Annotated in this window: 2 protein-coding genes; both read right to left on the reverse strand. The window is 40.3% G+C overall.

Translation table 11 applies throughout. The features are described 5' to 3' along the window. Window positions 1–788: 788 nt before the first annotated feature. On the reverse strand, window positions 789–5,012 hold the full coding sequence (locus tag A596_RS20905; RefSeq protein ID WP_039918596.1) for an RHS repeat-associated core domain-containing protein: 4,224 nt from the start codon (window positions 5,010–5,012) through the stop codon (window positions 789–791). A gap of 73 nt (window positions 5,013–5,085) precedes the next feature. Then, window positions 5,086–6,258, reverse strand: a 1,173-nt coding sequence (locus tag A596_RS23215; protein ID WP_039918597.1) for a carboxypeptidase-like regulatory domain-containing protein, incomplete at its 5' end; no start/stop codon positions are given.

Genomic DNA, 6,258 nt, shown 5'->3' on the forward strand with positions numbered 1-6,258 from the left:
ATTTAACGTTTCCTGTAGGTTGAAAAAGCGCAGCGACTTCCGAAAAATTCACCACAATCAAATTCACATACATCATTGCACAGTCATGTTGATGCTCATGCGAAATGCAGGGACCAGATTACCGTTCGATCATGTCGGAAGTCGCTGCGCTCTTCCAACCTACAATAATGTTTAATCCAAGTTACGAGTTTGTGTTACCAATCTTAGTTTGGACGGGATGATATAGTGCGTAAAAATTAAATTTATTATTTAAAATAATAATTAAATAATTTTTTTGCTTCCTTAACACCTAACAATGCAAACACCACAAAAACAGCCCAAACGACTAACAATAGTAAAAACAGAATAAAATCTCTTATAAATAAAGAGCACCATGAGAATATAATTGCAGATACTAAAAATAGTATCTGCTTAACTAACCGCTGTTTGTTTATTATTAAAAAGCTTAAAAATGAGAAGAACACTAAAACAAATAAAATTTTGAAAAATATAGGTGAATAAAAATTAGAAACGCAATAAATAATTATTAAGGAATTAATGAAAATATAAACTGATTGTAATCCCAAATAATTTCTCTTAATAAAATTAAGCACTATTAAAATAAAGCTAAAAATAGCTAGTATTATTTCATGGAAATTAAATTTAATAGATATAGAGAATAAGAGTGCAAACAAGAGTGTTATGAAAACATAGGGAAATTTATAAATTTTACTTGGTTTTATTAAGTAAATGCTTACTAGAAAACATAACATCATAGCTATGAATATTAAAAATTTTTCCATTTTCAATCACCTGCTACAGACACAGTAGTTGGCTTGGTCTTTTACCAAATCCTCTACATAATCTAATGCAAACTCAGACCCACCTACCAATCCTGCATTTGCAGCATATTTATTTCCAGCACGATTAGAAGATCTGTATTCAGATCTTCCACTTCTATATTTATGTTTGTAAGACTTGTAACCATTCCTCGCATTTGCATAATGTTTCGCCGCCTTACCAACGTATTTAAGAACTCGCCCCGCTGCGTTAAATTCTAGAGCACCAAATAAGGCTGCAGTTAATACATCGGCAACATCCAAACAAGGTGAATTTCTTTGATCCCATATGTCTCTCAGAGCCCCTTGTAAAGCACCTACAAGAGAAAAAACTACCGGAATTGCAAAAAATAACTCTCCTGTTGGATCAATATTTATTAACGGGTTTTGTCCCGCATAGAAATAATAATTAATATTACTACTCATCCTTAAAGGGTCTTCCTGCAAATAACGACCAGTTTCTGCATCATAATCGCGCATATAATTATGATGTAACTCACTTTCAACATCAAAATATTGCCCTGGAAACCGCAAATTATTTTCCACACTATTAACGGTAATATACGCCTTACCAAACACCGAATATTGCGCAGCCCAAACAATATTACCTGAACCATCTACCATCTTTTGCGGTGTACCTAGATGATCATTGTGATAGTAGTACAACTCACCAATTGCCGTACGCTGAAATAGCGGATCAGTCATCCACGTTTTTTGTGGGTGAAAATGATATTCCTTAATTAGCAAACCCGAATCAGAATATTCTGCGACCAAACCATTTTCGTTATAGAGATACCAGGTAGTATTACCGCTGGCGGTTTTCTTGACGCGCTGTCCATTTGGATTGTATGCATATTCCCCAACAACGGTTCCATTGCGTTTTACCGCAATCAATCTCTCTTCATGGTTATAAACATACTCAGTTTCTACATCATTTTTAGTTTGCGTTTTCGTATGGCCATTAGCGTTATAGGTGTAAGTTACATCCTGCGTGTTATCACTCGAATCAATAGTTTTCAATTGATTTTTTTGGTTGTAGCTTTGATTTTCCGTTGCACCATTTTCTGTACGGGATATACGATTACCAACACCATCATAATCAAAGGCTTCATCATTTGCGGCATAACCATCGGGCGAATCGGCCAAAGTTAAACGATAAAGATTGTCATAGTCATAATTGAAAATACCTTCGTTATTTTCAATTTTCTTTATGTTTTGCGCAAAATCGTACTCATACACAGCTTTGGCCAACTCTGTATCGTCAGATTTCTTCAGTGCACGTTCTTTTATTTGTTGGAAATCATCGTATTTAAGCGAGACTTTTTGGCCACCAGGTAACAGTAAAGTTTGCGGAACCATCCAGTCAAAATTAGCCCAGCTAATTTGGCCTTCACCAGGAATATGTACCGCCATTAGCTGATTGTTTTTATTGTAATAGTAGGTGTAAGTGATGTTTTCCGGATTGGTGTAGGTTTTCTTAAGGCCATTAGGATAATAGGTGTAACTATAGGTTTTGGTGAAACTGCCAAAATTCACTGTAACGGATTCAAGCTGATCCAGATTGTTGTAGGTGTGTGTTTCGCTGAGAGAGATAACATCTGCTGTCGGTGTTATGCCTTCAGGCAAGGTACTAGAAGCTTGCTGATTCCAACCGCTAAATTGATTTTTTTCATTAAAATTGAAAATAACCTCTTTGATTGGATGGGTGTGGTCTTTATTTGCATAGATACGATTTTTTACCAAACGATTGGCATGATCAAACTCGTAAGTCGTTTTTTCCTGTTCAGGATTAATAGTGCTAATTAAATTGCCATTTTCATCATAATCATAGCGACGCTGACGGGTTGTGCCTTGGTCACCGTCTTTCGTTTCTGTGCGTAAGCGATCATTTTTATCATAGGTGTAAATGGTTAAACGCCCTTCGGGGTCTTTAACCTGTAATAGATTATCGCGCGCATCGTAGGAAAACTCCGTTACCCCTTCTTCAGCATCGGTAATTTTTTTAACACGGTTTAATACATCATAGTCATAGATCGTTTTATTGTTTTCTGCGTCGGTATTGTCTGCCATGTTGCCGAGTGGGTCATATCCATGCTTTTGAATATAGTTATGGCTGTTGGCTTGTTGTGTAGTTTGTTTAATACGATTGCGATTGTCGTACTCCAGCAATTCATTGTAAGTAGGATATTTGACACTACGCAGATCGCCATCAATATAATTTGATTGTGTAATGTTACCTTCACCATCAATCGTGCGGAAAACACGGCCTTCAGCATCGTATACAGTTTGGGTTTTGTTGCCATTTGCATCTGTAGTAAAACTTATTTGACCCGTTTTATCATAATCCAGCTTGGTGACTTTATTATTGTCATCGGTCATTGTTAGGGGTTGACCGCTTGCATTTGAAGTTAAAACTACTTTACTTCCGCTGGCAGTAGTAATGGTTTCCAAATCGCCCGTTTTTGTATAAGTATAGGTTTCGCCTTTGTTGTAAGGATCGCGACGGGTTAATGCATTTCCGGCAGCATCGTAAGTACTTTTCCATTTGTATTGCTCATTAACCGGTAATAAATTTGCACGAGCATCAATCGTAGTTTGTGCATTCCCCAACGCATCATAATCTTCATACTTTGTGACGTTGCCTTCCGGATCAGTTACCTGGATAAGATTGCCATAGGAATCGTAGTCATATTGCGTTGTAGCCAATGCAGTATCATTCGCCGCAGATTCACCCGTAGTTTTGGTTTTTAACTGGCCGTATTCATCATAGGTGTAGCGGGTTGTACGTTCCAGCGGAGTACCTTTGGCTTCCACCAATACCAGAACATTACCATTGGGATCATAATCGTAAGTGGTGACTACGCCTTTCTCATTGTTTTCACTGCTCGGGAATGACCATTGCGGATGCATTTTACGGGTGGTGCGCGCACCATCCTGATAGGTCACACCAACTTCATTTTTCCATTGGTCGTATTCATACAGGGTGACATTGCCATTGGTGTCGGTAACTTTTTTATACTTCACATACACAGGTTTATTAATCAAACCGGGGTCATTGAGCATGCAGGGGTTTTCCGAATTATCCGGATCTTCATTCATGCTGCAATAACGTTTTTTGTATTGGAATTCACTGCCCTTGTACCAATACTCCACCCGGTAGGAATAATTTTTCATGATGTTTTCCACTCCTGTGGAACCATCCGACAATATATATTCCACCTTACTTTTATCTTCACCGTTAGCACTTGAGCGCACTGGTTGGCCCATGGCGTTGTTCCAGGTTTCTTCTACCTGGCCTGCGCCATTAGTTTTGGACATGTAATAAATTTGTTTTTCTTTATCAAAATTATATTGGTAACGCTCGCCTACACCATCGGCATTAAAACGTGAAATAAATTTACCGTTTTGCTCAATCTCGTAACGGGTGATACGACCATCAGGATCTTTCAGTTGGGTGAGCAGACCTTTATCGTTGTAAACATAGGTCCAGACTTGCCCACGCACATCGGTCACAGTTTCCAATTGGTTTTTAGTGTTCCAGCCATAAACAACCGTGCGACCTTTGTAATCAGTAAATGATTTTATCCGCTGTAATTGTTGGCTGGCATCATCCGGGTTGGTATAGCTTTCATAGCTGTAAGTTAGCGCAACCGTGTTGTGATGATCTTTAATGTATTGGATATCACCATTTGCATTGCGCTCCAGGTGAACGTAAATCTTATTTTTATCAAAGTAATTGATGACGCGACCATTTAAATCATAGGTAATGCCATTGCCGTTGCGGTCAGTCCAGACATATTCAGTGGCTGTTTTGGTAATAAATTGGTTTAGCTGGTTTTCGTAAACAATTTTTTCAGCAGTCTGTGATGTTTTACGATAAAGCTGGCCCGCGCGATAAACCGCAATCACGCCAGTGGTGGTCTCACCGGTGGCATCTGTGGTGGTGTGCAACATTGTCTCCAGTTGCCCCCAGCGCTCATTCCATTCCCAATGCTTGCCTCGCCACACACGGTTCATACGAACATCACCGCCAAGCACTTTAAAGCGAATATCTTCTATGGTTTCCTGATTATGTAAGCCGGAAAAGTGAGGGCCGGCATTATCACTGGTAATGCCACGCGCAGCGTAAAGCGGCGATGAAAGCAGCACCAAACCGAGCACCAATAAACTGGAAAATAATTTTATCAATTTCACGATAACACTCTTTGTTTATCTAATTAGTCATTCCATGGAGTAACACTGATTTGGCAGTGTCTCCAACCAATAATTACTTGCCGGAACCATTGCCTTTATTGCAGTCATCGCATTCGGTATCGGCGATACACCACATTGGCTCGGAAGAAATAGCAGTGCCACCATTGATATAACTTACACTACCAGTGCCGCCGAAATAGCCTCCAGATGCGCCACCACCTCCACCACCGCTGCTGCCACCACTGCCTCCACAATTCCCCCAATTGGAATTAAAGTGAGCTGAGGCCTGGCTGGTTATCACTGTTTCATTAACGCACTTACCCTGGTAAGTGACGTTGTAGGATGCACTGTAACTGCCGCAACCACCGCCTGTTGCAGCCGCTTCTGATGCAGGATTAAAGTCACGCAGTGCTTGGATGCGATAGGGCATGGTAAATACCTGGCTCGGCTCCAACGCATAGGGAATTTCTTTGAGGAATTCAAAGCGCACCAAATCGTTGGTAATTGGCAACCCTTCTTTCAGGTTGTATGCGCGAATTAATCCGTGGTTCGTCAGCGTAAATTCACCCTGGAACACGTCGCCTTTTTTCATTACCGGCAAATTCACCGCCATTGGTTTCATAACAACAACCGGAGCGGGAACATTGGTTTTGAAAATGGCTTCCAGTTTTATTTCATAACGATCTTCAACCGTAATTTCGCGCACAGCCCATTCCACACTCACCAGAGTATTCATCAGGAATACGGTTTCCTTACTGGTAACATCCGGTTTGATCCAAATGCGACCACTGACACTGGTGTGATCGTTGGCACTGACACGATAGGTGTAGCGCCCGGCAGGAAGATCCTTAATGAGCACATCGCCTTCTGCATCAGTAGTTTCCGTCCGGTTTATCGATAGCACATTTTCATTTTGTAATTGAATACGCGCTTTGTTTACCCCATAAATAATTTGATGATTATTATCTTTGGTGGAGGTGTAAATATCAGTAATTTTGAAAGATACCTTACCGATTCCGGATTGGGTGACGTTTACAAATACCGGAATGCTTCTATTACTTGCAAGGTTATCGCCCTCAACAATGAGATCGAATTCGTAACGCCCTTCCAAAACACCAACTTCTGGTGCAATCGCCATTTGAACCTGGCGATTCTCGCCCACAGGGATATCACCCAAATTGCTCGCAGTTACAAGTGAAATCCAATCAGGCACTGGCGAAGAATTTCTGCTTGCCAATTTCACACG

Source organism: Cellvibrio mixtus subsp. mixtus J3-8, from assembly GCF_000766945.1.
In the GTDB taxonomy this organism is placed as follows: Bacteria; Pseudomonadota; Gammaproteobacteria; order Pseudomonadales; family Cellvibrionaceae; genus Cellvibrio; species Cellvibrio mixtus_A.